This is a genomic window from Winslowiella toletana, assembly GCF_032164335.1.
Classification (GTDB): domain Bacteria; phylum Pseudomonadota; class Gammaproteobacteria; order Enterobacterales; family Enterobacteriaceae; genus Erwinia; species Erwinia toletana_A.
The window spans coordinates 1,895,095-1,921,569 of record NZ_CP134152.1; the positions used below are offsets into that span (position 1 = coordinate 1,895,095).

Annotated in this window: 26 protein-coding genes; 17 read left to right on the forward strand and 9 right to left on the reverse strand. The window is 49.5% G+C overall.

Going from position 1 to position 26,475, the window contains the following annotated elements:
• Positions 1-235: 235 nt before the first annotated feature.
• From RIN69_RS08915 to RIN69_RS08955, 9 genes are all read left to right on the forward strand, one after another.
• Positions 236-1,048: a winged helix-turn-helix domain-containing protein gene (locus tag RIN69_RS08915; protein ID WP_313856902.1), complete on the forward strand. Its 813-nt coding sequence runs from the start codon at positions 236-238 to the stop codon at positions 1,046-1,048.
• The gene (locus RIN69_RS08920) at positions 1,045-1,548 is read left to right on the forward strand and encodes a hypothetical protein (protein WP_313856904.1); all 504 of its coding nucleotides are present in this window, start codon (positions 1,045-1,047) and stop codon (positions 1,546-1,548) included. The genes RIN69_RS08915 and RIN69_RS08920 overlap by 4 nt, the downstream gene beginning before the upstream one ends.
• A gap of 435 nt (positions 1,549-1,983) precedes the next feature.
• Positions 1,984-2,532: a fimbrial protein gene (locus tag RIN69_RS08925; RefSeq protein ID WP_313856905.1), complete on the forward strand. Its 549-nt coding sequence runs from the start codon at positions 1,984-1,986 to the stop codon at positions 2,530-2,532.
• Between the two features lie 204 nt (positions 2,533-2,736).
• The gene (locus tag RIN69_RS08930) at positions 2,737-3,399 is read left to right on the forward strand and encodes a fimbria/pilus periplasmic chaperone (protein WP_313857668.1); all 663 of its coding nucleotides are present in this window, start codon (positions 2,737-2,739) and stop codon (positions 3,397-3,399) included.
• The gene (locus RIN69_RS08935; protein WP_313856906.1) at positions 3,383-5,953 is read left to right on the forward strand and encodes a fimbrial outer membrane usher protein; all 2,571 of its coding nucleotides are present in this window, start codon (positions 3,383-3,385) and stop codon (positions 5,951-5,953) included. The genes RIN69_RS08930 and RIN69_RS08935 overlap by 17 nt, the downstream gene beginning before the upstream one ends.
• A gap of 10 nt (positions 5,954-5,963) precedes the next feature.
• A complete protein-coding gene (gene stbD / locus RIN69_RS08940; RefSeq protein WP_313856907.1) occupies positions 5,964-7,292 on the forward strand; it encodes a fimbrial usher protein StbD in 1,329 nt (442 codons plus the stop codon).
• Positions 7,293-7,314: 22 nt separating this feature from the next.
• Positions 7,315-7,992 (forward strand): fimbria/pilus periplasmic chaperone, encoded by a 678-nt coding sequence (locus RIN69_RS08945; protein WP_313856909.1) that lies wholly within the window; start codon positions 7,315-7,317, stop codon positions 7,990-7,992.
• Between the two features lie 100 nt (positions 7,993-8,092).
• Entirely contained in the window at positions 8,093-8,692 is a 600-nt protein-coding gene (locus RIN69_RS08950) for a helix-turn-helix transcriptional regulator (protein WP_313856912.1), read from the forward strand.
• A 231-nt stretch (positions 8,693-8,923) separates the two neighbouring features.
• The gene (locus tag RIN69_RS08955) at positions 8,924-9,820 is read left to right on the forward strand and encodes a substrate-binding domain-containing protein (RefSeq protein ID WP_313856913.1); all 897 of its coding nucleotides are present in this window, start codon (positions 8,924-8,926) and stop codon (positions 9,818-9,820) included.
• A 95-nt stretch (positions 9,821-9,915) separates the two neighbouring features.
• Here RIN69_RS08955 and RIN69_RS08960 read toward each other — a convergent pair whose 3' ends face one another.
• The gene (locus RIN69_RS08960; RefSeq protein ID WP_313856914.1) at positions 9,916-11,130 is read right to left on the reverse strand and encodes a sugar transporter; all 1,215 of its coding nucleotides are present in this window, start codon (positions 11,128-11,130) and stop codon (positions 9,916-9,918) included.
• 162 nt (positions 11,131-11,292) lie between these two features.
• On the reverse strand, positions 11,293-11,742 hold the full coding sequence (locus RIN69_RS08965) for a DUF4385 domain-containing protein (protein ID WP_313856916.1): 450 nt from the start codon (positions 11,740-11,742) through the stop codon (positions 11,293-11,295).
• 290 nt (positions 11,743-12,032) lie between these two features.
• On the opposite strand from RIN69_RS08965, the gene RIN69_RS08970 reads away from it, so the two are divergent.
• The 3 genes from RIN69_RS08970 (at position 12,033) to RIN69_RS08980 (ending at position 14,810) form a co-directional block, all read left to right on the forward strand.
• Positions 12,033-12,773 (forward strand): YoaK family protein, encoded by a 741-nt coding sequence (locus tag RIN69_RS08970; protein WP_313856917.1) that lies wholly within the window; start codon positions 12,033-12,035, stop codon positions 12,771-12,773.
• Positions 12,774-12,917: 144 nt separating this feature from the next.
• The gene (locus RIN69_RS08975; RefSeq protein ID WP_313856919.1) at positions 12,918-13,730 is read left to right on the forward strand and encodes a hypothetical protein; all 813 of its coding nucleotides are present in this window, start codon (positions 12,918-12,920) and stop codon (positions 13,728-13,730) included.
• An 84-nt stretch (positions 13,731-13,814) separates the two neighbouring features.
• Positions 13,815-14,810 carry a LacI family DNA-binding transcriptional regulator gene (locus tag RIN69_RS08980; RefSeq protein ID WP_313856921.1) on the forward strand — a complete coding sequence of 332 codons (996 nt, stop codon included), beginning with the start codon at positions 13,815-13,817 and terminating at the stop codon, positions 14,808-14,810.
• A gap of 3 nt (positions 14,811-14,813) precedes the next feature.
• Here the strand turns inward: RIN69_RS08980 and RIN69_RS08985 are convergent, their stop codons facing one another.
• Entirely contained in the window at positions 14,814-16,253 is a 1,440-nt protein-coding gene (locus RIN69_RS08985; protein WP_313856923.1) for a glycoside hydrolase family 32 protein, read from the reverse strand.
• Complete coding sequence (locus RIN69_RS08990; protein WP_313856926.1) at positions 16,250-17,500, reverse strand: MFS transporter; 1,251 nt, start codon at positions 17,498-17,500, stop codon at positions 16,250-16,252. The genes RIN69_RS08985 and RIN69_RS08990 overlap by 4 nt, the downstream gene beginning before the upstream one ends.
• Before the next feature lie 301 nt (positions 17,501-17,801).
• On the opposite strand from RIN69_RS08990, the gene RIN69_RS08995 reads away from it, so the two are divergent.
• On the forward strand, positions 17,802-18,530 hold the full coding sequence (locus RIN69_RS08995; RefSeq protein WP_313856928.1) for an HPP family protein: 729 nt from the start codon (positions 17,802-17,804) through the stop codon (positions 18,528-18,530).
• Positions 18,531-18,585: 55 nt separating this feature from the next.
• On the opposite strand, the gene RIN69_RS09000 is transcribed toward RIN69_RS08995, so the two are convergent.
• Together RIN69_RS09000 and RIN69_RS09005 are read right to left on the reverse strand one after the other, a co-directional pair.
• On the reverse strand, positions 18,586-19,350 hold the full coding sequence (locus tag RIN69_RS09000) for an SDR family NAD(P)-dependent oxidoreductase (protein ID WP_313856929.1): 765 nt from the start codon (positions 19,348-19,350) through the stop codon (positions 18,586-18,588).
• A gap of 193 nt (positions 19,351-19,543) precedes the next feature.
• Entirely contained in the window at positions 19,544-19,777 is a 234-nt protein-coding gene (locus tag RIN69_RS09005) for a hypothetical protein (protein ID WP_313856931.1), read from the reverse strand.
• Between the two features lie 285 nt (positions 19,778-20,062).
• Between RIN69_RS09005 and RIN69_RS09010 the strand changes: the two genes are divergently transcribed.
• The gene (locus RIN69_RS09010) at positions 20,063-20,188 is read left to right on the forward strand and encodes a hypothetical protein (protein ID WP_313856933.1); all 126 of its coding nucleotides are present in this window, start codon (positions 20,063-20,065) and stop codon (positions 20,186-20,188) included.
• Positions 20,189-20,223: 35 nt separating this feature from the next.
• Here the strand turns inward: RIN69_RS09010 and RIN69_RS09015 are convergent, their stop codons facing one another.
• Positions 20,224-21,177, reverse strand: a complete 954-nt coding sequence (locus tag RIN69_RS09015; protein ID WP_313856934.1) for an MBL fold metallo-hydrolase — start codon at positions 21,175-21,177, stop codon at positions 20,224-20,226.
• Positions 21,178-21,258: 81 nt separating this feature from the next.
• Here RIN69_RS09015 and RIN69_RS09020 point away from each other — a divergent pair, with 81 nt between their 5' ends.
• Positions 21,259-22,191 carry a LysR family transcriptional regulator gene (locus RIN69_RS09020; protein ID WP_313856935.1) on the forward strand — a complete coding sequence of 311 codons (933 nt, stop codon included), beginning with the start codon at positions 21,259-21,261 and terminating at the stop codon, positions 22,189-22,191.
• A 495-nt stretch (positions 22,192-22,686) separates the two neighbouring features.
• Positions 22,687-22,824 (forward strand): hypothetical protein, encoded by a 138-nt coding sequence (locus RIN69_RS09025; protein WP_313856936.1) that lies wholly within the window; start codon positions 22,687-22,689, stop codon positions 22,822-22,824.
• A gap of 133 nt (positions 22,825-22,957) precedes the next feature.
• Here RIN69_RS09025 and RIN69_RS09030 read toward each other — a convergent pair whose 3' ends face one another.
• Positions 22,958-24,394 carry an amidohydrolase family protein gene (locus RIN69_RS09030; RefSeq protein WP_313856937.1) on the reverse strand — a complete coding sequence of 479 codons (1,437 nt, stop codon included), beginning with the start codon at positions 24,392-24,394 and terminating at the stop codon, positions 22,958-22,960.
• Positions 24,395-24,469: 75 nt separating this feature from the next.
• Complete coding sequence (locus RIN69_RS09035; protein ID WP_313857669.1) at positions 24,470-25,324, reverse strand: LysR family transcriptional regulator; 855 nt, start codon at positions 25,322-25,324, stop codon at positions 24,470-24,472.
• A 198-nt stretch (positions 25,325-25,522) separates the two neighbouring features.
• On the opposite strand from RIN69_RS09035, the gene RIN69_RS09040 reads away from it, so the two are divergent.
• On the forward strand, positions 25,523-26,395 hold the full coding sequence (locus RIN69_RS09040) for a lipid kinase (protein WP_313856938.1): 873 nt from the start codon (positions 25,523-25,525) through the stop codon (positions 26,393-26,395).
• Positions 26,396-26,475 lie beyond the last annotated feature (80 nt).

Genomic DNA, 26,475 nt, shown 5'->3' on the forward strand with positions numbered 1-26,475 from the left:
TGTACTTAACTTAAATTCACCAATTCTTAAATATTGATTAACCTTTTGCATAAGTTTGCAACGATTCTGGCACATTCATGTTATGTAGTCTATATGTTTAGTTAATGTGACGGGATTGTGGTTGTGGATCTTCGCTATCGAAGAAAATTTAAAATCATTAAGTGCAGTTAACAAGTGAAATATTTATTAATAAATAGTAAATATTAAGTTATTAATTAATTTTAGCAGGTAGCTTGTGGCTATTTATACCATCAACTCTCGTGTTATTTTTAACGATCAAATGGGTTCTTTAAGCCTTACAGAAGGGCGTGAAGACCCAACTATCCTTGCTGCGCCAGCATCAAGGTTATTGACCCTGTTGATTAAGAACAACAATAAAGTCCTCACCCGTGATGAGATACTGACAGAGGTTTGGGAAAATCATGGACTGGTGGCGTCGAGTAATAATCTGTATCACTACATCTCGGTTATCAGGAAATCCCTGGCAAGCCTCGGAGAAGACAATATTATCGTTACACTGCCAAAAGTCGGATTTTCTATGAAGGCTTTATCAATAGTGACCGAAAGTGAAGAGAAAAAAAACGTATTGCCTTATGTGGAAGAGGTTCTTGATAAGCAGGACCTTCACAAGATTAAGTTAACAGAAAACAATACGCATATCAAAAAAAAGCCATTTAATTTTGTAAACTATAAGAGGAATATAGCTATTGCTGCAGGATTTTGTATATTGTTAGTAATCATTTTAGTGATTTTTCTAAGTTACTACAAAAGTAATCAGGTTTATTTTAATTATCCTCCAATTGATAAAATAAATAATTGCAACATTTATCCCTTAAAGAAAGCTTCACCGGGCCAGGATAATCTGACTGTCAATGAGGTGAAATCTAAACTGGAAAAATATAAATTGGATTGCAACAGAGATGCCAATGTATATTTTTCTAATGAGAGAGGATATAAGTTAATATACTACTGTACACTTCTGTCTGGCACCATCCCCAATCCGCAAGACTGCTTTAATATCATTGTCGATGATGAGGTTTCATTATGACATTTTTTAGCAGAAAACTTAAAATTGTAGTTTATATTTTACTTTTTATCTTTTTTGCTTTTTTATTGACTTTCAGTGAAAATAGAAAAGGGAGTGCACCTGGCGTTTTCCCATACAGGATTTGTAAGGCGGAGTTAAAATTAATTGATCTCACAAGTGATAATATAAAAACTGCTAATATCAGGATTTTTTTTCTCTTCAACAGCAATCAATCGGGAAATATGGAGTTCTCAGGTAAAATTTTTAATGAGCAACAGGAATATTTAACGCGCGGAAGGATAGATTTTAACTATCAGTATAATAAGAATATTATGGAAATAACCGGCATACACAGAACGCTCAGTGACCGGGACATGTCTTCATTGCTGGGGGCAACTTTACCCGAATATTTGTCTGTGGATAAAGGCAGCATGATATTCAGCACGCGGATAATAAGCTCTTCGCAAGTGGTAGTTACTCGCTACAACGAACCGATTTATGTTATGACATGTAATAAATAGTCGATACCCCCTGCTTCTGAATGATGCGGGGGTGTCACTGCTTACCGTTAAACCCTTCACAGCCTACACTCTGAACACCCCTTCATCTTGTAATGCTACCCAACCCGCCTGGCTGGTCTGCACCTGTTTATTTCCAGTACTCCCTCCTCTGAGCTGATAAAAAACGCTATTTATCAGCATGATCCGTCGAAAAGACAAGAATCCTCTTAATTAATTCCTTAATATTCTTAGTGTAAAATACTGCTTAAATACTTTTTTTGGTCATTTAAAACATGTATTAACCTTAAATGCAGTTAAATCTGTTGTGTTTTTCTTAATTGGCAATACATAGTTCCAAGCTTTTTTGGCAAAGATTAACATTATGCGGTCAGGTCAAACTAAGTAAATGTGACATTTTTTTATTAATAAGTGCTGGATCAAATTGAGGCGTAAGCAATGAAAGTTAGTCAAAAAGTGATGTGTTTAAGCAGTGTGCTGCTATCAGTTTACTCAGTGAGTGCTGCAGCAGTTTCGGACAACACCATCAGTTTTGAAGGTGAGGTGACGGCGCAAACGTGCACCGTACTGGTAAATGGTCAGGCGAGCCCGGTTGTTTTATTACCAACCGTATCGACTACTGATTTGACCGCGGCAGGCAGTACTGCTGGCACCACCAGTTTTGAATTTAATGTTAGTGGTTGCACAACCTCTGACGAGGCTTCCACTATCGGTGCGAAATTCACCGGTAATGCAGTTGATACTTCTACCGCAGGAGCGGGAACACTCGGTAATACGGGTACAGCAACCAATGTCAATATTCAGCTATTGGACAGTGCAAGTGCACCAATTGATCTCAATTCTACCTGGACAGGCAAAGGAGATATTGCGCTGCCAGCTGACTCTGCGGTCGCAACGCAAACCTATTATGCCCGCTATTTTGCAACGGGTGCCGCTGCTGCAGGTACGGTTAAAGCCTCTGTACAATATGCACTGAATTATCAATAAGCCGGTCTGAACCAGAATATGATGGCGGTTATCCTGCCATCATATTTTATCCAGTCTGAGATTTTTTATTCAGAGTCGACGTGGTGAAGAATAAATTAGGTTGTAAAAATGATTGCTGATACTACTGCGATAAACAGAATTAAGGGCATTGTACTGTTGGTCGCGTTGATGATTTTTTCCACACTGACCAATGCCAGCGTCACCATGATCGGTACACGTATAATTTATCCTGCTGAAAGCGCATCAGTGAATGTTGAGTTCGCTAATAAGGATATTATTCCTTATGCGGTGCAGGTGTGGATTGACAGTGGCGATGAAGAATCGACGCCAGCAACGGCGAAAGCTCCTTTTGTTGCGGCTCCTGCGTTGTTCCGCATTATGCCAGGCAGTGGTCAGGTTTTGCGTCTGGCGTACAGCGGTGGAAAAAACTTACCTCAGGATCGAGAATCGGTTTTTTACTTTAACTTTTTACAGATTCCACCCGCTAACCTGGATAAAGACAGCGAGCAAAAACGTAACTCAGTGCTGGTGATGTTAAAAAATCGCGTAAAGATTTTCTATCGTCCTCAGTCAATCGCTAAAAAAATCAGAAATAATAAAGACGATATTCAGATTGCTACCCGTCAGGCTGGTGATAAAACGATAGTGAAAATCAATAATACATCACCTTTTTTTGTTTCGCTGGTGAATGTTAATATCAAATCAGGAAATAAAAAATATAACCGCAGTGCCGATATGTTAGCACCTTTTTCCCAGACTGAAATTAAATTCGAAAAGTTGCCATCAATGAAGAATTTCAGCGTGGAGCTAACCTCTATTAACGATCAGGGTGCATATGTGAATCATGTATATGAAATCACTGGCTGATAGCTTATTGGCAAAACCTTATTCCTTGATAACGCTTTCAATCCTGGCTTGTTACCAGCCTGTGGCGTTGGCTGAGGACTTTTATTTTGATCCAGGGCTGCTGCAGGGGACCGGGTTATCGATTAATCTGGCGAAATTAAATGAAAAGGTGATAGAAACTGAAGCCGGGCGCTATCGGATTGATCTCTTTGTTAATAACAAGTTAATTAAGGAGAATCTGGAGATCGCTTTTGGTTCTAAGCCCGGTGACTCTGCGGCCGTAACACAGCCCTGTTTTAGCGCAGAGGATATTAAACTGATTCAGCTTAAGCCAGACTCAGTGGCGGCTAATCCTGTAGATGGACAATGTGCATGGTTTTCAGATTTATCAGCAGGTTCTTCATGGGAGCTTGAGCAGTCTACACTGAAATTAAAGTTACTGATTCCGCAAAGCTCGCTGTATCGGCAGCCGCGCGGGTTTATTCCTGTTTCGCAGTGGGACAGTGGCGCATTAGGTTTGTTCAGTAAACATAACACTAACTATTATGAAACCCACAGTAGCGGCGGCTATAAGACCAAGACCCTGTGGAGCAGTATTAATAGCGGTACCAATATCGGTCTGTGGCAACTGAGGAATCTGTCTAACCTACGTTACAGCGAAAATAACAGCGTCAGGAGCCATAGCTGGGATAGCGTGCGTACTTTTGCACAGCGACCGCTGCCCTCAATCAGTTCGTTGGTCACTTTGGGCGACAGTTATACTAAGAGTAGCCTTTTCGGCAGTCTGGCGTTTAATGGCGTTAAACTGGAAAATGATTTGCGCATGTATCCACAAAGTAAACGTGGTTATGCGCCGGAAGTACGCGGCAGTGCGGATACAACTGCGCGGGTGGTCGTGAAACAGTTTGGTAATACCATTTATGAAACCGTGGTTTCACCCGGCCCGTTTGTTATTGATGATTTATATAACACCAGCGGTCAGGGTGATCTTCAGGTAACCGTATTTGAAGCTAACGGCAAGACCTCAAGCTTTACTGTGCCTTACTCCGCGGTGCCGGATTCTGTGCGCCCGGGGATCTGGAACTATCAACTGGCTTTGGGTCGGGTCCGGCAGCATTACGAAGTTGATAACGAGTTCTTTGAAAGTGTTTTACAACACGGGTTAAGTAATCGCTTTACCGGTAATGCTGGCTTACGACTGGCAAAAGATTATCAGGCGTATCTGATTGGCGGTGTGATGGCCACACAGTTCGGTGCTGTCGGGATTAACGCCACTTACTCGCACGCTAAAGCGGAGGATGACCAGACGCAGTCCGGCTGGCGTGCCGAAACCAGTTACAGCCGTACATTTGACAGTGGAACCAACCTGACGCTGGCGGCTTATCGCTATTCGACCAGTGGCTTCAGGGATTTACAGGATGTGCTTGGGGTCAGACGTTACCAGAACGGGGATACACAATATTATTCCGATTCACTGAATCAAAAGAACCGCTTTAGCGCTACAGTAGTACAAAATTTTGATAGTTTGGGATCGCTGTCATTAAATGCCAGTACGTCGGACTATTACAGCAATAATTCACGGATTACCCAGTTTCAGCTGGGTTACAGTAACAGCTATAAAAAAATCAGTTACAGCATCAATGTTGGACGACAGAGAACCAGTTACAGCAGCAGAAATAATTATGTCAGTAATTATGAAGACGATCAAAGCCGACAGAAATATACGGAAAATACAATATCAGTAGGGTTTTCGATGCCGCTGGAATGGGGTGATAGCCGACCGAATATTTCAGTCAATATGAACAAAAATAAGTCTTCAGAGTCGCTAACCACTTCGATGTCAGGAACATTGACCGAAAACAGGAATTTGTCATATTCGCTTTACAGTGGCGTAGAGAATTATCAACAGAGTAGTAATACTATGACGTGGGGCGGATCGTTGCAGCAGAATACTGCGAAGGGGACATTCCGTGGCTCATACTCTCAGGGCAGCGATTATAAGCAATTAGGGCTGGGAACCTCTGGAACCTTGTTGATACATCCTGGTGGTGTCACCTATGGTCCATACGTCAGCGATACTTTTGCGTTGGTAAAAGCGAAAGGGGCTAAAGGAGCTGAAATTAAAAATGGCCAGGGTGCAAAAATAGACAGTTTTGGTTACGCGATTTTGCCTTCACTTTCGCCTTACCAATACAACACCGTCAGTCTGGATCCCAAAGGGCTTGATTCTCAGATTGAGATTCAGGGAGGAAGTCAGCAGGTGGTGCCGTATGCCGGTGCCTTTGTCCAGGTCAACTTTGAAACGTTATCCGGCCAGCAGGTATTAATTAATACCTTACTTGATCAGGGCCAGGTAATACCAATGGGGGCCGATGTTATGGATAAAGATGGCAATAATTTAGGCATGGTTGGACAGGCAGGGCAAATATATGCGCGCATCAGTGAACACTCTGGGGTTTTATTCATCTCATGGGGTGCGACTCAATCAGAGCAGTGCAAAATAAATTATCAATTACCTACAAAATCTGACGGTGAGCTAATTCAGTTGACGTTACCTTGTAAGTTTGAATTGTAGAGGATATATAGTGAATAAAATATTAAATTTTATATTAACTTCGATACTACTTTTACCTCTAACTGCTCAAGCGGCATGTAGTAAAGTGACGAGCACCACATCACTATCGGCTGACATGATTGCGGCGGGCTATACTGCCGCAAGCTGGGCCGGTGCATGCAGAAGTTGTAATGGTCCACTTGGCTTACCGCCAGTGATATCGGTGAGTTCCAGTGATAGTTTTATGCCTGGTGGCACATTACTGGCGAGTTCAGTCGCTAATTTTACTACAGCTGCGACAACGAATGGCTTCAGTGCAAATCAAATTCTGTTTCGTTGTGCACTGGCTGATGCTGATTCTCTGTATGAGGTCTATGCCACACAATCTTATTCTGCTCATGCGGGGGCTAATGAAACGAGTGATATCCCGGGAGCATATCATACTTATGTTAGAGGCGTGGCTATAAGATTAACCAATATGAAATCAGGTAACTACTTTACCGGTTACTGGCAATCAAGAAAAATGACTGCTGATGAATACATCCAGGATGAAACCTATATATATATTCCTGCCAGTGCTTTCAGTGATGTTTTTGTTGAGCTTTTTAAAACAGCATCAACCGTTTATACGGGTGGTAACTCTTCAAACTATTATGTATTCACCAATAATCTCGGAAACGGATTCAGTACCCTCAGAGGTCCAGGTATAAATGCCACCTTAGTTGACGGTGCATGGGAAGGAAATACCTATGGCGGATGGCCTGCTAGTTGGCCGGGAAAATTCGGCATGACTAATGATTTAACTTTTGTGCGGGGCGCAATGTGTTTGATTAAGGATTTTCCATCAGTTGTACTCATGCCGACTATTACCGAGTCTGAACTTAATTCCGGAAGTACAAGTCAACAAAACTTCTCGGTAAATTTAAGTTGTGAGGACAATGCCATATCCAGCGTCAGCAAATCAACTGCTTCAAGCGCCAATGTGGCGATGGGGTTTATGGTTAACCAGCCTGGTTCAGTTGCGGCGGCCACTAATTTAGGCCTGGTACAAACTGGCGGGGGTATAACCTATTTGTTGGATAACAATTATGGTGCTTCCGGCGTGGCCTCTGGAGTGGGTATCAGAATTTTCAATGAAAGTGGTACAGCACTGAATTTATTGCCCAGCAGGACAACCAATACCGGCAATGCCGGCGGTTGGTACGCTTATAAAGATCTAACTACCAGTCAGGGTGATTCTACCGACGGTGTCACAACGTATACCGGAAATTTCACTGCCTCTCTTGAGGCCATCAGTGGTCAAACAGCTACAGCAGGTACCGTCAATGCACAGCTTCAGGTGGTGGTCAGTTTTCAATAAAACCCTTTTTATAATGGGTTTTATGCTTTGCAGCACGGCGTTTAACGCCAATGCAGTGGTGAATGCGGAAAAAACTCGGGTGGTGTTTAACTCGGGTAGCCAGTCTGAATCACTTTCATTAGTGAACTCAGAGAAACAGCCAGTGGTGGTCCAGGTCTGGACTGATAAAGGTGACCCAACGGTCACACCGGATAAAGTGCAGACGCCGATTGTGATTGATCCTCCGGTTTTTAAAATGAAGCCGGGAGAGATACGTAACTTGAGACTGATATTACTGTCGTCGGGTAACTTGCCGCAGGATCGGGAAAGCGTATTTTGGCTTAATATTTTCCAGATTCCCCCTAATACCGCCAGCCAACAAGCCGGAGCGAGGCGGTTGGTGCTACCGCTGAAAATCAGGATGAAGGTATTTGTCAGGCCTGAAAGCATTGGTGAATTAAAAGAGGCCGATGTTAATAAAATGAAGTTTGAAGTGGTCGGCATCGGAGCAGAAAAAAAGCTCATTATTAATAATCCGACCCCCTGGCATATTTCGCTGGCTGGATTAAAACTGGGTAAGGCAGAGTTTTCGCCGCTGATGGTTGAGCCTTATTCAAAGGTTGCATTGCCGATAGCGGCGGGAGTCACGCTCTCTGATAGCGTTGCGTATGAGGCTTTAAATGATCTGGGAACTCGCTGGCAAGGCAGGCAGGCATTATAAGCGCTTAGGTAAATATATTTTTATTACCAATCAAACTTATTGTGGTTGAGATGAATATTGTATTGAATTCCTTATGTATCTTTTTTAAATGAGTTTTAATATGAATATTTCAATAAATACTAAAAATAATTTTTATGCTAATGCGTTACTCGAACTGATCAAAGACGTTTATCATGACACTGTCTGTGAAAGTCCGCTGATAATTTTTGGAGAACAGGGGCGTTTTGAATCTGATATTGTGCTCAGTGAGTCTGAACAGAGCTTAAATTTTCCTGGGATCAGGATTTGTGAAGTTAAAACTCAGGTTTTTGTTCTGCTTGCAAAGGAGAGTGATAGGGATTATTGCGCCGATACTTGTAACCATGCCTGCAATTTGATTATCTGGCGTGACGATGATCTCGCCAGAGCCAGAGCCAAGATATCCCGGGCCATCTCCTTATTTCATGAAGTTTCCGCCGCAGAGTTCTGCATTCCGGATAAAGGAATCATAGCCGACTATTCTGCCTTAAACCAACGAGAGATAAGCGTTATTAAGTATTTTGGTCAGGGACTGAATACCAATTCAATAGCCAAAAAATTATATTTAAATTTTAAAACCGTCAGTCATTATAAACGCTCGGCAATGCGTAAACTTGGCGTGTCAGATGAGGCTGGTTTTTACTTTCATGCGTTAAAAATTGTTGGTCGCTATACATTGTAAACGGTTGTTCTGACCAGAGCAGGGCTGTAACTCTGCTTGCTGATTATGCGGTGACTTAATGCGGTCAGAGAAAAAAATTTGTGACTTGTCACTGTAGTATGCTCCATTTCTGAGGGTTACTTGTGTCTGACTGATAACAGAGAGTCGACAGAGTAATCCCTCTATCCGCCAATCCGATAAATTTGCTATTGTGTTTTTATCAGTCAATTCTGCGAAGAAATCGGATAACGAATGATGAATCACACCCTACAACAGATGCCGCCAAAGCAGAGTAGCAGCCATATCATCGGAGTCGTCAGCGATCAATTCACGCATCCTGCCAGCCTAAAGCTGCTGAATGAGTTGACCCGGCAACTTGATAAGCGTGGCTTTATCACCCTGTTGCTGAACGTCGACTCGCCAGAGAACTATTCATCGCTACTGGTGAACGCGGGAAGGCTACAGATTGATGGGCTGGTTTTCCTCGCCACCGTTTGCAGTGAAGAACTGAATCTCGCTGCCGCTCAGTTACCCTCTGTTCCGGCTGTTTATCTTTGTCGCAGTGAAAACGCCGATGCGCAGGTCGTCAGCGCAGATGATTACTATGCTGGCGCGGAAATAGGCCGTTTGCTGGTTGGGCAGGGGTTTCAGCGCTTTGGCTATATGAAAGGGCGGGATGATTCCAGCCATCAACGGCGGATGGAGGGCTATGCCGCCAGTCTGGCGTCGGCCAACATCATCGTTGATCAGCTTCTGGTGGCGGGCAGCAATGACCGGGAGCTGGCTTATCAGGCGATGATGCGTTACCTGAAACAGGCGCGGGCATCCGAGCGTATCAACGCGCTATTTTGTGAAAATGATCTGCTGGCGTTTGGTGCGATGCAGGCCGTTCGCGATTTTGGCCAGGGTGCGCATATTGCGGTTGTGGGTTTTGATGATGTAGATGAAGCGCGTTCATCAACCTGGCATCTGACCAGCTGGGCGCAGCGACAAGATTTACAGATTACCGAGGCGTTAAACCGCTTGTTAGATAATCGTGCCGATCGCAGCGGCGCATGGCAGCAAGGGGAGTTGCAAATTCGTCATTCGCATCTGGGTAAAACCGTGCAGGGCGAAATGTCAAAATGTGGCTGTGCCAGTCGTCATTGATTGCTTACGGGATTACAGGCAAAGCCGTTAACCAGTGATACGGGTGTTGAGGCAGGCACAACACCCGTATTTTAGGCGATTGTACGCGATACTCGCTATTTAACTTCGCTTACCAGTGATTGTTCATCGTGGCGAGTCTGGCTGGTCGATTTTCGAAACATCAGGAAAGCCACTACCAGCGCCAGCAATGCAGGTACCGCCCCGATATAGCCCACTGAAGCCATTGAGATCTCAGTGCTGACTTTATTACCCAGCAGTGCGCCTGCGCCAATGCCGATATTGAAGATGCCTGAAAACATCGCCATCGCCACATCAGTGGCATCAGGTGCCAGCGTCAGCACTTTCATCTGCATACTCATGCCGATGATCATAAACGCCACTCCCCATAATAAGCAGAGGATCACCATGCCTGTTTCACTGACCGCCGCGCCAGATAACAACATCAGACAGAGCAATAACAGCGCGATCGATCCGGTGAGAATCCGGTTCAGATTAGCTTCGCCATATTTACTGAAAATATAGCTACCAGCGATGCCCGCTGCGCCCAGCACTAATAACAGCAGGGTGGCAAAATTCTCACTGAACCCCGCGACCTTCGCGACAAAAGGCTCAATATAGGTAAACGCGGTGAAATGCGCGGTGACGATGCTGACGGCAAGCAGATAAAGCCCCAGCAGCGCCGGACGGCGAAACAGCGCGTTCAGGCTTCTGATGGAGCCTGCATGTTCGGAAGACAAGTTCGGCATCACTTTTACTATCAGCCATAACAGCAGAAACGCCACGGCGGCGATCGCCAGAAACGTGACGCGCCAGCCGAAACCCTGGCCAATCATTCTGCCGAGCGGTAAGCCGAGTACCGACGCCAGTGCTGTAGCGGTGGCAATCAGTCCGAGCGCCTGCGCCCGCTTACCGGCTGGTGCCAGCCGTACTGCCAGCGAGGCGGTAATCGACCAGAATAATGCGTGAGCCAGAGCGACACCGGCGCGACTGACCAGCAAAATATTAAAACTGCTGGACCAAAATGACAGCAGATGGCTGCCGATAAACAAGCTGAATACCGTAATCAGCAGCGTGCGGCGATTGATATGGCTGGTCATCAGCATCAACGGCAAAGACATCAGCGCCACAATCCACGCATAGACGGTGAGCATAATTCCTGTTTGTGCTGATGCCATACCAAAGCTACTGCCAATGTCCGAGAGCAGCCCTACCGGGATATATTCGGTGGTATTGAAAATAAAGGCGGCCACAGCGAGAGTCAGTACGCGTGTCCAGGCGGTTTTACGTGAAACGGCGTTGATATCAGACATAGGCAATCAGCTCAGGTGGTGAAAAAGAAAGCGGGAGATTTTAGGCCCGCCTTAACAAATTTCAACCTAAATGTGATCTATGTCGCATTTTTCGCTTAGCTGAAGCATTGGCGATAAAAAATTTTTATTGCGCAGCTGCTGCTGTTCTACGGGGCGGCGTCTTCAACCATACTTAGCCTGATGATTTTTTTTACGCGCCAGGTAATCGTTATCCTGACGAATTTTATCCCAGTAAGCCTTAAAGATGGCGGCGGCTTCGGCTTTTTCCTCATTCAGTTGATAAGGCAAAACCTTACCGTCAGCATCATATTTGCGTCCGCCCTGATGATTGGCGTAACGCCGGGCGCGGGTATAGCCCATCTGGATAAACTTGCGCGCCATATCCATACCGACAAACTCCTCAGCCGCGCGATATTCTTCGTATAATTGAAAGATTTTTTTGGCTGATACCTCAGCAATCGCCGGAGTTTTGAACCGCCAGTGCGGCAAGATTTCACTTTTATACGGTTCCACCATCAGTACGCCTTGCTCGCCGCGACCGACCTGATAGCGTTCAGGCTGCTGACGAAAATTAATCGTTTTGAAATCCTGCTGATAGTCAAATTCTTTCACGGCTTATTCTCTGAAGGACAATAGTGGGCTGTTAAGCAACGAGGCCTGAAGCCGTTTTATTTCTGCTATTCCGATAAAAATAAAGCAGATATCAGGCAGGCGTTTTTCATCGTTACTTTGCTGGCTGGCTATTTTAAAAGTAGATGAGAAAGTTAATAAATATAATTTATATCAACACGCTGTCAGCATCGTTTCAGTTTATTCTGCTTCCGCTTCTGTTATCTGAGGCTAAGCTGAATAAGTTATGACTGGAGTACAGGCTTTTTCCCATAACCATAATGGTGAATAATTTGCTGATTAAAAAGAAGAAAGCAAGGTCTCATACTGAAGACCGCTCGCTGGCATTAGTGCTGGCGACAACAGCAGGTGTGCTTAATGCGATGGCCTTTGGTGCATTTGGCTTTTTCCCTTCCCATATGACCGGTAATGCCTCTCAAATCTCCACGGAAGTTTCGGGTTCCGATCTTGATGATCTGCTGTTTCTTGCGCTGCTGATCGGCGCATTTATCGTCGGCTCAACCACTGCCCGATTGAGTGTAGTTGCCGGCCTGAAGAAAAATTTGCGGACGATTTATTGTCTTATTCTGTTGGTTGAAGGGGTGGCATTAACCCTGACGTCAATTTTTGAGACCGCTTTCTACGCGCGAAAAAACAACAATGAAATTTTGATGCTGCTCGGTTTTCTGATGGGCGTGCATAACTCCACCTCGACCCAGCTTTCAAACGGCCGGGTGAGGTCAACACACGTTACCGGTACGCTGACCGATGCGGGTATTGCCTTAGGATCGTTTATCTCGTCACTGGTCACCCATGCAGCTTATGCCGAGCGACGATTGCATCAGAAACAGCTTTATACGCATCTGACGACAATTTTCTCTTTTCTCTCTGGCTGTATTGCCGGATTTTTGCTGTTCAGATGGTTTGGTTTTGTGGCGATGATTGCTCTCGGCGTGGTGCTGATGCTGGTGGCGGTATCAGCCATTGTCGCCACGCTGCATCGGGCAGGTTTACGTAAATCCTCTGATATTTAGTGGCGCGGCTCACCTGTTGTGCAATCAACGGCAGGTGGGCAACAGAATTCTCTGAGATCGCCCCCGCGCACGTTCATCTCATTCGCGATATCCGCTATATTGCTGCGCAGGATCACAAAAAGCCTCTCAGGAAGCACAAGCATCATGATTAACCGATTTACCTTGGCCGCGATTACGGCGGCTGTATCACTTAGCGGATGCGCAAAACATTCAGTAAATGAAACCGTGGCCGATTTTAGCCAGGGTGACACGCTGGTCGAAGTGACGCATCTTCCGGCGCGTACCGCTGATGGGGCAACGATATTTGTTACCGTCGACGGTAGCGAAGCGGGTGCTCTGCCGGTGGGTGAAAGTATGGCGCTCCATGTGCCCGCAGGCGCACATCAGGTAGGAGGCTATGCGCGGTCGCTGATTGGTCGTGTCACTATCCCCTCGGTAAAAATCACTACCGCGCCCGACAGTACTCGTTATGTTGCTTACACCGTGACCAAAAGCAAACCGTTGTTTACTGAACTGAGCGAAGATCCGCATCCAGAAACGCCGCCGGTTCCGGCAGCGACCAAAAGCGAGAGCGCAAAAATATCGCCAACTGTTCAGAAAACAGAGCCGGCGCCGGCGGCGGAAACCGTTCAGAAACCTGAGATAGCTCAGGCAACGTCAGCGGCGGAGACCACCGAAACCGCAGCAGCAGAACCGGCTCAGGCAACGGTAGCGACTCCGGCAGCAGAACCGACTCAGACAACCGAAGCCAGTCCGGCAGCGGAGGCAGCTCAGACCACCGAAACCGCAGCAGCAGAGCCAGCCCAGGCAGCAGAAGCCGCTGCGGCAACGCCAGTGGATCAGACCACCGAAACCATGCAGGCAACGGAGACCCGTCAGGCATCTGAAACTGCAAAAACCTCAGATTCAGCGCCAGTCTCAGAGTCCGCACCAGCCTCAGAGACGCCGCAGTCTTAATCAACGCGGAATGTCATTTTTCCAGGTGCAGCCAGGCGCTTTTTGTGTAGGATCAGGCTATTGGCATTGGTCCCTGGGAGAGTTATGGCTTCGCTGAAAGAAGTGGCAAAGCTGGCATCGGTTTCGCTGATGACGGTATCAAGAGCAATCAATCAACCGCAGCAGCTGAAGCCTGAAACGCTGGCGCGAGTCCAGCGTGCCATTGATGCGCTGAATTACGTGCCCGATTTCTCAGCGCGCAAAATTCGCGGCAAAAGCAGTAAAGTCTCTACTCTCGGCGTTCTGGCGCTGGAAACCGCCACTACGCCGTTTTCCGTTGAGATGCTGCTGTCAATTGAGATGACCGCCAGAGAGTTTGGCTGGAGCAGCTTTCTGGTCAGTATTACTTCGCAGCAGGACAGTGAGCGGGCGGTGAATCAGCTGCTCTCTCAGCGCCCCGACGGAATTATTTACACCAGTATGGGCCTGCGTGAGGTCGATATCCCTGACAATCTGCTGGATAAAAATCTGGTGCTGGCTAACTGCATTAACCGTGGCAAGCCGCTGCCGGGCTATATTCCGGATGATTTTGCTGGCCAGTATCAGGCGATGAAAACGGTTATTCAGCGTGGCTATCGTCATCCTTTGTGCTTTTGGTTACCGCAATGCACGCCCGCCAGCATCAGCCGCCGTGCTGGCGCTGAGCAGGCATGGCGCGAAACCGGGCTGCCTGAGACGCAGTTGCGCCAGGTCCATATGACGTGGGGAGACGAGCATTATCGTGATGTGGTGGCGATACTGGACGCGGCGATAGTGCAGGGCAAAGCGAATTTTGACGTGCTGATTTGTGGCAATGACCGCATCGCGTTTCTTGCCTATCAGGTGCTGCTGTCCAGAGGGATTGCGATACCGCAACAGGTGGCGGTGCTGGGTTATGACAATATGGTCGGAATCGGCGACCTGTTTCTGCCGCCGCTGACGACCGTACAGCTTCCACATGTCGAAATTGGCCGCGAAGCGGTATTGCATCTGATTGAGCAACGCGGCAGTCAGGGGTTAGTAAAAATAGCCTCGCCCCTGCTGGAGCGGGCTTCTTTATAAATCTTAGTTGGCGGCCAGCGTCCAGTGGTCGCCGCTCAGCAATTCAGCCTGACCATTGCGGGCAAACAGCGACAGTGCGCGCTGACCCTGCTGCGGCCAGATGCGGCTGGAGAGCGTCGCTTCACCATGATTAACAAATACCTCTACCGACGAGCTGTCGATAAAGACCCGCAGATGCAGGGTATCCGTCGCCGGTAAAGCCACGCTGCGATATCCCTGAATATCATGCTGCGGATAGTGACGTTGCAGAATCAGCCGCCGGGACTGGCTGTCAACCGCAATGGTCAGGCCATCGCCAAGTTGCAGGCCAAAGCTTTCGGCAGTCGATGCCGTGAGATCCCAGTGGGTAATCAATTCGACCGCATCTGCCTCAGCCACCAGCGGTTGGTCACAATTGCGCAACTGAGCGGCCGGAATGGCGTGATGAGTGCGGCGTAGCGTATCGACTTCAGCTACCGGTGACATTCGGATCTGATTGTGTTGCAGGGTCAGCTCACGCGGTAACGTCATGCAGCCCGCCCAGCCACCGGCTTTTGATGGCATGGTCGATTCCCACATATCCATCCACGCTATCACTATCCGCCGACCATCTGCGGCGATAAACGATTGTGGTGCATAGAAATCATGCCCGTGATCCAGTTCGGTAAATTGATGGCTGACGGTAAAATCACTGCCTGGCTGCCACTGGCCGCGCAGGCAGCCGCTCTGAAACAGGTTGCGATAATCATAACCCTGTGCGGCGATACCCTGCGGCGAGCAAAGTAAAATGTGTTCCTCACCGAGCGGGAAAAAATCCGGGCACTCCCACATATAGCCACACTGATCGTCGGCCTGCGCCAGCACGCGATCCAGCTGCCAGTCGCGCAGGCTGCTGCCGCGATAAAGCAGTACCTGGCCGCGATCGTCAGCGTCACGGGCACCAATAACCATCCACCAGTTGTCGTCTCCACGCCATACTTTCGGATCGCGAAAATGCATAATGCCCGGTGGCGGTGTCAGCACTACGCCCTGTTTGGTGAAATGAATGCCGTCTTCGCTGGTGGCCAGACACTGCACTTCACGAATTGCGCTGTCATTACCTTCACCGTTTAGCCAGACGTGACCGGTGTAAATCAGGCTGAGGATGCCGTGGTCGTCGACAGCGCTGCCGGAAAAGCAGCCGTCAGCATCGTACTCATCGCCTGGCGCCAGTGCGATCGGTTGATGCTGCCAGTGCACCATGTCATGGCTGGTGGCGTGTCCCCAGTGCATCGGCCCCCAGTTTTCACTGAACGGATGATGCTGATAAAACGCATGATACAGACCCTGATGATAGATCAAGCCATTCGGGTCGTTCATCCAGCCTGCTGGCGGAGCCAGATGATAATGGGGATAAAAAGCATCATCACGCTGCTTAACCGCGGTGCTCAGCGCCTGTTCGGCGCGTTCCAGTCGCTGTTTCATAAGGACTCACTCTGTTTCAATTGCAGGGAAGGGGGCATGCTGGCTTTGTCACCCAGCAGCAGGAAGCAGGAGATTAGGGTCAGGCCGAGTACCAGCGTGCCCATGATCATGTAGGTATTGGCAAAACCGATCAGGTCGTAGCCGTGTCCGGCGAGCGGTGACAGCACGCTGGCACAAACCTGAGTGACAAACTGGAAGCCGACCAGATACAGCGTGGCGGAGAGTCGCGCGTCGAAGCGGGTGGTAATGTACTTAAACATCGCGATAAGCAGAATTGGCAGCTCGACCGCATGCAGCAGCTTCATCAGCGAGATGGTCACTGCATCCGCCGCCAGTCCGGAACCAATCACCCGCAGCGCCATAATCATGCCGCTCAGCAGCAGGCCATTTTTGGCACCGATACGGTTGACCACCAGGGGGGCGAGAAACATGCCACCCGCCTCAAGCAACACCTGGAATGAGTTAAGGAAGCCGTACATCTCATTGCCGTTTTTAACGTCAGAAAATAGCGACGAGAAGTACACCGGGAATTGCTGATCGTAAACGTTATACACACTGACGCCGGAGACAAACACAATCAGCGCCCAGAAGCGGGGCAACCGAAACAGAGCGGCGACATCCGCCAGCGTCAGGCCGTCGGATTTGCCATATTCCAGCTGGCTCAGCGCCTCCGTTTTCACTTCGCGCAGGCAGGCTAACAGCAGCAGGAATACTACCGCCGCTGACGACGCCATCCAGAAGTTAAGATTGGGATCGATATTAAACAGAAAACCGGCGAAGAAAGTGGCGGTTGCCCAGCCAAGCGAACCCCACATCCGCGCCTTGCCAAACTCAAAGCCCAGAATGCGGCTGACGCGTTCGGTGTAGGATTCCAGCGCGCCGATACCGGCAAAAAAAGTCGCACCGACATACAGGCCGCCAGCAACCGCGCCCAGCAGAATATTAATTTGCAGCAGCGGCGCGAAGACAAAAATAAAGAATGGCCCGCTGATCAACAGCAACCCGCCGATCATCCACAGCAGGTTTTTGCGCAATCCCAGCTTATCCTGGATAAAACCATACAGCGGTTGGGCGCAGAGCGCCGTCAGTGCGGTGGCGGAAAATATCAGTCCGGTTTCGCTGCCGCGCAACCCAACTTTCTGACTCAGCCATAAGGAGATCAGTGAGAATGCCGAGGACCAGGTGTAAAAAAAGCAAAATAGCAGCCCGCTAAGCAATAGGTAGTGACTACGTTTACTGGTTTTCATGTTGCGCTTTTTTCCGCTTATCAACGAGGTTGGCCGTATTGTTAACGTTAACTTTGTGATTTTTGAAGCATCATAAGCTAAATTATGCGATGTCGATCACTATTGTTAACGTTAACATTAAAGCTTTGTGATCGATTTCACAATAAGCGACCAGGGCAGGGCGTTTATGCATGCTATCAGAGGGTTAAAGCAGGGTAAAAATTAATAACCACAAATTTATTCAGGTTGTTACTGCGCCGTCAATCAGGGAAAATCCTCGCTTTCTGAGATAAGATTTTGTTATGACCGAGCGAATTAAGTAATGGAACAACAATCCCCACCCCGCCTGGCGAAAAAAATGCGCATTTTCTTCGGGCGACTGTGGCCGCATCCGCTGGCGGTGGCACGCAAACAGATACTGCTGGCCAGCCTGGGTGCAGGCATTGGTCTGGCAATCACCAGTTTGTTTAGCCACTGGCTGCTGGGAGAGGTAAATCTCTGGTTTGTGGCACCGATGGGGGCATCTGCCGTACTGCTGTTTGGTGTACCGAACAGCCCGCTGGCGCAGCCATGGTCGGTGGTGGGGGGCAATTTTGTTTCTGCACTGTCGGGCGTCACTGTCAGTATGTGGATCAGCAATCCGGCGATTGCCTGTGGCGTTGCCGCCTGTCTTGCCATTGCGTTGATGTTCCAACTGCGCTGCCTGCATCCACCGGGTGGTGCGGTGGCATTAACCGTGATACTGGGCGGGTCAGCGACGCATCAGGCCGGTTATCTGTTTGCCTTTACGCCAATATTACTTAATTCTGTGTCCCTGGCGCTGTTGGCAATTGTGTTTAATAACCTGGCAGGCCGTCGCTATCCTCATCCGCTGGCCGCAGTTGAAGCCAAACCGCAGCCGGTAGCCATTGACGTACCAATCACGCGTCATGATTTGCATGAAGCGCTGATGCAGGGGCAGTTGATTGATATTGATGAAGATGATTTGCAGGAGCTGCTGCTGCAGGCGGAAAAAATTGCCTTAAGCCGCCAGATTAACCGCGCAGCATAAGTCGGACAGGGCAAAACGAAGGCGACACACTGTGTCGCCCGGGTCATTATGCCGGTTACGCCTGTTTAGGCTGCCCGTTTGAGGCCGTCAGGCCGCCATCAACCGGCAAATTAACACCGGTAATATAAGCGGCATCATCGCTGGCGATAAAGGCGACCGCAGCGGCAATATCGTCAGGCTGACCGGCACGAGCCAGTGGGATGCGCTCGTAAAACTTATTCAGTAGTTGCTGATTACTTTCCACTTCTTCAGTGAGTTCAGTCAGGGTAAAGCCAGGGCAGACGGCATTGATGCGCACGCCATCGGTACCGTAGTCCATGGCCAGCGCGCGGGTAAAGTTGGTTACTGCACCTTTAGCCGCATTGTAGATGCTCATTCCCCAGTCGCCACCTAAACCAGATACCGAAGAAATGTTTACCACGTTACCTTTGCTGCTAAGCAGTGCGGGCATAAAGTAGTGAATGCAGTGAAACACGCCGTCCAGATCCACTTTCATCAACTGCTTCCAGTCGTCGAGTGCCACTTCATGGATACGTCCCTGCACGATAACGCCCGCATTGTTCACCAGCACGTCAACCTGACCATATTTCTCCAGCACGCGGCGTGACAAGGTTTCAACCTGTTCAGCCTCACCGACATCGCAGGGGGCCACAAGGTGGTTGCCGGGAGTGAGTGTGGCAAGGGTTTTTTCCAGCTTTTGTTCAGTGCGGCCGACTAAAACGACTGCCGCTCCCTCACTGGCAAAGCGTTTGGCGGTAGCTGCTCCAATCCCAGAACCGGCACCGGTGACCACCACAACTTTTTGATTAAAACGTGCCATTTTGACTCCTTGTTCGCTGCTGTTATTGGCTAAATTACTGTATTAACCCTGGCAGTCACCTCAAAGAGTGCAAGTGCGGCAGACCGATTCTTCCATAACCTGTTGTTATAGATGATGGTTTCAGACGTTAGAAAATGTTAATGACAAACGGTGGCTATTTATTGCAGGACAAATGACTGGCGGCTGCGTAGCGTTACAACCGGCCATTAATACGCTGATTGTCTCTGAGCACATCAATCGCCGTCTGCATAGCAATCTTATCATCGCGGCGCTTTTGCTTAGCCTGAGCGACTTGCAGATATTCAAGCAGAGTTCGGGTATTGATCGGACGGCCAAGCTTGCAGACCTCAAGGATCGCGTTGCCAAGAATGAGTTTTACCGGTGGGAGCTGGGCTGGATACCAGTCAAGCGTGTCTTCTGATTTCATATGCAAAATTTCCGGGATGGGCAGTATAGCACAGAATATGCTGTATCACGGTAAGTGACTGCCGGATACCACCTTAAATACGGCACTTTTCGCATATTAATTTTGATGTTAGCGTTACATCATTTCAATGCGACTCCTTCGATAGCCGACTGCCGCGCTGGACACCAGGCAGCACGCACTGGCTGTGTCTGGTCATACGGAAAAAAGGTGATAATGAGCATTTTCACTGCCACATTTTCGCAAGTTAATCGCTAACGTTACCGCAGGCAACTGGCGTCAAAAGCGGTGCTGGAAAAAGCGGGATTAGTGCAGAAAGGTACGCTGCGTGAAAACTATTTTCTTTATGGCAAGTGGCAGGATGACTGGGTATTCGATCTATTCAAAGCCGATTTCAGACTGAAGAGTCCGTAATAATTCCCGTGCACCAGCTGATACACGGGAGAAAATCAGTGTGCCAGTTGGGTCGTATAATTCGACGCCACCCAGCGGTAGCCATCAGTTGCTTTCTTCACATGTCCCAGCCCCGGAAAGGCGATATGTGCGGCTGCCACCCAGTAACCTTGATCTGCCGCCTGCGCCAGCACTTTTTCACGGGTCAGCACCGCATCAGGCTGACTGACATCAAAATGAATCGCCACATGCGGGTCAGGCATCTGCACCGCTTTGGCATGGATAATATCACCCCACAGCACCAGTACCTGGCCTTCACTTTCTATCCGGTACAGCACGCTGCCCGGCGTATGTCCGGCGGCCGGAATCGCCTGAATACCGGCAACTACGCTGGCAGGTGCGGTAAAGGTGGAGAAGCGTCCGGCATCAATCACCGGGCGCAGCGTCTGTTCAGACTCGGCGAAGGTGTGCTGCTGGCTTACTTCCACTTTGTTGATATTGTTCTGGTTTAACCAAAAATCTGCATCTTTATTATCTACATAAACCTCGGCATTCGGAAAGGCCGGCTTGCCATCGCGTGACACCCCGCCGGAGTGGTCAGCATGAATATGGGTCAGTAATACCGCATTGATCGATTCCGCCGGGTAGCCTGCCGCGGCCAGATTCTCCAGCAGATGGCCGCCGCTGTGGCCAAAAAGATCGCCGGCACCGGCATCGATCAGAATTCGCTGCTGGCCGTTATCGATAACAAAGGCATTAATTGAGGTTTCTGCCTCTGGAGTCATCGCCTCATTCGCCATCCTTTCCCGCAGTTCTTCCGCAGTGATGTGGGTCAGCAGCTTCTCAAGTGGAATGGTTACCGTGCCGTCAGAGACGGCGGTAATACGCAGTTTGCCGAGCATCATGCGGTAGTATCCCGGAGCCTGGCGATCCAGCGGTGTCTGCGTCTCAGCCGCCAGCGTAGCGCTGGAAAACGTCAGGGTGGCGATCAGCGCCATCAGTAGTTTCATTATTTCCTCATTAACAGTTGTTGTTATCAGCTGACAGGCAGTATCCTGCGGCTATGAACATCATTCAAATCGATTAAAATAATGAACAACATCAGGGAAAGTGATTTTAGTCGCGTTGATCTTAATCTGCTGACGGTGCTGCTGGTGCTGCACCGCGAAGGCAGTGTATCGCGCACCGCAGACAAATTGCACCTTGGGCAGCCAGCGGTCAGCGGCGCGCTGAGCCGATTACGTGAAATGTTTAACGATCCACTGTTTGTTCGTAGCGCGCAGGGGATGATCGCCACGCCGCGTGCCGAGTCGCTGGTGGCTGCCCTGTTGCCGATGATGGAGCAGATGCAGCAGGTACTGTTTCAGCCCCCGAGGTTTTCACCGGCGACGGACAGCCACACTTTTCGCATGGGTATGAGCGACTGGGTAGAGAGCTGGCTGATGCCAGGTTTGCTGGCGCGTACCGCACGGGAAGCGCCGGGGATAACGTTGCAGGTCAGCGCCAGCGATCCTTTCCAGGATGTATTAAGCATCCAGCAGGATAAAATCGAGGTAGCGATTTCGGTCGCTGAAGAGACTCCCGCTGGCCTGATCAGAGAAAACATTCGCCAAATGCGTTTTTGCACTTTATGGCATCCACGCCAGTTAGCGTTGAGTACGCCAATAACTCTTGATGAGTTTGTCGCTGCCGATCATGTACTGGTTTCCTATCGGGGGGCCAGTCACAGCAAAGTGGATGAACAGCTGGCCTTACAGAGAAGGTCGCGCAGGATTCGCTACGTCACGCCGCATTTTTCTTCGCTGCCATTGATGCTTGAACAGATGCCGCTGCTGGCTACGGTACCGGAAGGGCTGGCCGCCAGCTGGAAAGAGCATTATGGCCTGATAAGCAGCCAGGTGCCGGTCAGCATTACTCCTTTCAGGCTTTCGTTACTGTGGCATAAGCGGCGTGATAACGACCCGGCGCTGCACTGGCTACTGGCGCAGCTGCGTTCGCGAATGTCACAAGGAACGGGTCAGTAAACCCATACTAAAGTTATTGAAAAAATACCGCCGGATGGTAGAATGCGCGTCATTATCCGATTGTGTTAACGTCGTGATTAGACAGAATAAATAAAAGCAATGTGTAGTAATGTCGTAACCGCCGAAAGGCGGTTTTTTTATGTCTGAAATTCTCTGTTGTACTATTCCTTCCTCGACGCTGCTTAAGCTATATCGATATAATTGCCCATGCTGATTTAGCTATTTACACCCAGATTAACGACCTGCCTTGATTTTGATTATGGAAAATTGTCAATATTTTCAGTTTAATATGATTTTAACTTACAAATATTTACATAACGCCGCGCGATTAAAACCCCGATATTTATAGTGATGATCTACCTTATACAGATAAGCAATATTTAACAATGTTGCTTATCTGTTAACGACGAAGGGTAAGGGAGCTTTTGGCGCAACAGGTGCCAGAAGGGAATTACTGAGCAGTATTCTCTGACTGAAATTTAGTGAGGTCACACTATGACGTATTCAGCTATCGAAAAATGGGTAACCGGGGCACTGGCGGCGCTTATTTCACTGTTTTTTGCTGCGGTATTTACGCTACTACTGTTACAGGCTTTTGGTATTCCGCATCGCTGGCCTTGCCCGCTGCATTGATCAATCGTCGTTGATGCCGAGGATTTATCCGAACGGGAGCCGAAAACGGCTCCACGATATGCAAAGGTGTTAACCGAACGCGGCGAAGAGTAACGTTGTTACCGCAGCGATGTTGCCGCCGCCCACTTCACTATTACGCTTTTGCCACGCCGCCAAAAACCAAACGGCCCTGGTGGAATGTGGCTTTCACTTCAGAAATACGTGCCACCGCTTCGGCAGAGCAGCTGGCATCCACCAGTATCATCTCCGCATCATCATTGACCGCAGGCCACTGGCGCTTACCGCTGCTATCCAGCGGCAGCACATCACCGGTGGCAATTGCCAGTGAGCGCGTCAGGCCAAACTCGTCAGAGTGGCCGTACAGCTGTGCATACAGGTTAGCTTTCTCCAGCATGCTGCCGCTGCCAAACGGCGACCAGTGATCGATCACGCTGTCGGTGCCGGTCATTACCGTCACGCCTTGCGCACTTAGCTGCGGTAATGGCATGGTCAGTTTGCCCAGTGGTATCGTTGAGGCGACGCTAAACTGCTGCTCAGCCATGTCACGAATCACCGTATCCAGTTCATTGCCAGACAAAGTCGCCAGCGCAAAGCCGTGACTAAGGGTCACTTTACCTTTCAGCGTGGGATTTTCTTTGACGGTCTTAATCATATATTTGATGGCGGCAACGCCAGCCGGGCTGGTTTCATGCAGATGAATATCCACGCCGGTATTAGTATCGAGTGCAATACGGAACATCGCGTCGAGTGATTTTTCCATATCACCATCGACATTGGTCGGATCAAGCCCGCCGACAAACTGCACGCCCATCTGCATCGCTTCACGCATCAGACCATCGACCTTTGAATGCAGTAAGCCATGCTGTGGAAAAGCAACGATTTCACAACTGAAATCATTACGGTGTTTTTCCAGCGCGATTTGCAGATGTTCAAGACTTTTCAGCCCGCTCACCGGATCGATATTACAGTGGCTGCGCGCCACCGTGGTGCCTTTGGCATGTAACAGATCGATGATCGCTTCAGCGCGCGCCACGGAGGTAGGCAGCAACTGTGGGATAAGTTGCTGCTCGCGGGCGATCATATCCATAATCGTCTTGCCTTTGCGCGGGCGCGGCGCCTGCCACGGGCCACCGTAAAAGGTCTTATCCAGATGGATATGCATATCGCGTGTGGCAGGTAACAGCAATAAGCCACCGGCATCAAACACTGGCAGATCGCTGGCTGCGGCAGTCGTCGCGGGCTGAACGGCGACGATTTTGCCGTGATTGATTTCCAGCGTCCACAGCCCGGTACGGGTGCCGATAATCATTTCACCCTCGCGTTCGAATCCCTCTTCGAGTCGCACATTGCGCAGCAGATAGTGACTGGCGTCAAACTGCTTAACGCTGCGCGCGTCATCGGCACATTTTATGCTGCTTGCCGTTGACGGCGCGGCTGCTGCCATACCGGATGCCAGTAACACGCCACCAGCGGTAACTCTGGCACTTTGTGAGAGAAAGTTTCTGCGACTCGGTTGTTGAGGGTTTTGCACATCGATTTCCTTAATCAGGCGAACGGAAAGGGTTTGCATTGCGTTACCACCCTAAAAGAATCGGCGCGTGCTGGCTGTGATATTTTCCACTGGTTATCAGTGGAAAAGACACTGCTAAGCCAGCTGACAAAATTGCCGCAGCTTTTCTGCCAGTTCCAGCTGCGCGGCAGAGGCGTTATCGCGATAAAACAGTGCCAGCTCAAAATTATCAACTGCCGGCAGGGCGCTTTCCGCGCCAAGCACCCGATGCTGGGGTAAACGGCAGCTGGCGGGCAGCAGCGTGACGCCCAGCCCGGCAGCGCTGGCGGCGACCAGTGCGGCAAGGCTGGCGCTGCTGTAACTGATGCGCCAGCGGCGGTCCAGCGCATCCATCGCCTGACACAGCTCATCACGATATAAACCATTTTGTGGAAACAGGACCAGCGGCACCGGCGACTGCTCAAACGTGGGCCATTCGGCGCTGTCCAGCCATAATAATGGCTCAGCGCGCGCCGCTTTCGGTTTGTCCCCTTTGGCTTGTTTAATCAGAATGATATCCAGCTCTTCCCGCTGCCAGGCACTGCGTAGCTCATTGCTTAATCCACTGGAGACATCCAGCCGCAACTGCGGGTGCGTGCGGCTGAATTCGGCCAGCAGGGCGGTAGTGGGGCCGGCAAAATCTTCCGGCATGCCGAGCCGTACCACGCCGTCGCGCCACAGATCCGTCAGCGCGTCATGAGCTTCACCATTCAGCGCAATAATTCGTCGCGCATAGCCCAGCAGCTTTTCACCCTCCTCGGTCAGTAACACCTGATGTGACGAGCGCTCAAGCAGCGCTTTACCCAGCATCTCTTCCAGTCGGCGCACTTGCTGACTGACGGTCGACTGTGAGAGAAAGACGCGCTCGGCGGCACGGGTGAAGCTGCCGCTCTCACAAACGGCAACAAAGCTCAGCAACTGCTGCGGACTGAACATCGGGTAGCGATTCATTTTCTCACTGTTATTTAGTCTGATATTCAATTTGATAATACTAACCGTTGTAATCTGGCTGGCAAGTGATGTCGATACGCGAGGCCATCTGCACGTTAACGTAATGAAATGTCAGCAATGTAAGGCAGTTAAAGCCCGCTTGAGCAGGTTGCGGCAGGAGAGTCTAATTGCGCTTCTGTTATCAGAAGGGCAAGTAACATGTCGCGTCGAGCGCTACTTTTAATTAACCGTCAGTCACGCAATGGCGCCCGTAGTTTCGAAATGGCGATTGCGGCGCTGGGTCGTCATGATATTGAGATTGTGTATCCCGATCCGTCACTGACCCTCAGCGAGGCGATTTATGCCTGCGCCGATCGCATCGATCTGGTGATCGTCGGCGGCGGTGACGGCTCGTTAAACACCGCTGCGGCTGCGTTAATGGCAACCGGTTTGCCGCTGGGGATTTTACCGCTGGGAACCGCAAACGATCTGGCGCGCACGCTGGCTATCCCGAAAGATCTGAACCGTGCGGTGGCGATAATTGCCGCCGGAAATCTGCGCCAGTTGGATGTGGGGATGGTTAATGAGCGACCATTCTTCAATGTTGCCAGCATCGGGTTCTCTGCCTCGCTGGCGAAAAACCTGACGGCTGCTTCAAAGAAGCGTTGGGGCGTGCTGGGTTACGCTTTTGCCGCGCTGAAGCTGTTTCGTCAAAGTCGTCCGTTTACCGTGCAGATTAACCACCATGGTCAGCAGGAAACGGTGAAAACCATGCAGATTTCAGTCGGTAATGGCCGTTTTTATGGCGGCGGTATGACGGTAGAGCAGAGCGCCACGCCCGACGACGGCCAGCTTGATGTTTACAGTCTGGAGCTGGATCACTGGTGGGAGATGCTGGCGCTGGCCCCTTATCTGCGGCGCGGCACCCACGGTAAATGGCGCAAAGTGCGCGCTTTCCCGGCGACCGCACTGACCATCACCACCCGCCGCCCACATGCGATTAATGCAGATGGTGAGATTGTCGGCACCACGCCCGCACAGTTTTCCATTCGCCCGCAGGCCATCAAGGTTTTTGCACCGCCCGCTAAGTGAAATGAGCAGCGAAGCGCTATTTTAGCTTTCGCTGCTAAACTACTTTTATCCACCTGAATTTTGCCACTTTGTGCACAACA